Annotated in this window: 1 pseudogene; it reads left to right on the forward strand. The window is 64.5% G+C overall.

Annotation, left to right across the window (positions count from 1 at the left end):
• Positions 1–123: 123 nt before the first annotated feature.
• Positions 124–386, forward strand: a pseudogene (locus tag KDL01_RS42725) (DedA family protein); the annotation flags it as partial.

The following is a 386-nucleotide window of genomic DNA, read 5'->3' on the forward strand; positions in this document are numbered from 1 at the left end:
GGCCACAGTGCATCCTGGGTACCCCCGTGGAACCCGGGCGGAACCCGGGTTCTGACGGTTGCGTTGATACTTTTGGGCAACCAGCACGGCCCTTATCCCCCAAGCAGCAGGAGCCACAGCCCCGTGACCACCCTTGCGCTCGGCCCCGAGTGGCTGAGCCCGGATTACCTGATCGAGACCTTCAGCCTCCCCGGCATCCTGCTGATCGTCTTCGCGGAATCCGGACTCTTCGCGTTCCTGCCCGGTGACTCCCTGCTGTTCACAGCGGGGCTCTTCGTGGCCGAGGGCAACTACATCAGTCAGCCGCTGTGGCTGGTGTGCACGCTGATCGTGATCGCCGCCGTCACCGGTGACCAGGTCGGCTACACGATCGGCAAGTTCTTCGG

The sequence above is a fragment of the Actinospica durhamensis genome, assembly GCF_018139695.1.
Lineage (GTDB): Bacteria > Actinomycetota > Actinomycetes > Streptomycetales > Catenulisporaceae > Actinospica > Actinospica durhamensis.